Genomic DNA, 616 nt, shown 5'->3' on the forward strand with positions numbered 1-616 from the left:
GTCGCTTTCGTCCGCATGGGTAGAAAAGCAAGGGTTGAGTTTTGACCGTCGTTTTATGATTGCCAAAGCCGATGGTTCGATGATCACTGCGCGAAAGCACCCTCAAATGGTAACCGTGAAATCAGCGTTGCTTGCCGATGGGGTGGTGTTCAGTAGCTTGGGAATGGAACCACTTAAAATCCGTTATCAAGATTTCAAAATGCAGGAAACACCCGCAACGGTTTGGAAAGATACCTTCACCGCTTACACGACTACCGATGATGCGGATGATTGGTTTAGTCAGGTATTGGGACAGCGCGTAGAGTTGCTTTTTAGCGGTGAACAATCCAATCGTGTCCGTGAAAGCCTGGGACAAAATGTGAGTTTTGCTGACGGCTATCCAGTGTTGGTGATCAGCCAAGCTTCGCTAGAGGAATTGAACAAAAGAAGTTCTGAGCAACACTCCATGGATCAGTTCCGCACAAACTTAGTCGTATCTGATACCAAGCCATTTGAAGAAGATTCTTGGAAGCGCATCCGAATAGGGGAAGTGGAATTCGAATCTCTCAAACCTTGTGAGCGTTGTATTCTTACCACGATCAATACTCAACGTGGCACTTTCCGTGAAAGCAAAGAG

The 616-nt window shown here is 46.6% G+C and carries 1 protein-coding gene; it reads left to right on the forward strand.

Annotated features, from left to right (window positions below; all coding sequences use genetic code 11):
- On the forward strand, positions 1-616 hold a 616-nt coding region (locus tag R7Z49_RS26075; RefSeq protein WP_318112570.1), incomplete at both ends, for an MOSC domain-containing protein.

The sequence above is a fragment of the Vibrio sp. 1562 genome (assembly GCF_033340155.1).
GTDB classification, from domain to species: Bacteria; Pseudomonadota; Gammaproteobacteria; order Enterobacterales; family Vibrionaceae; genus Vibrio; species Vibrio alginolyticus.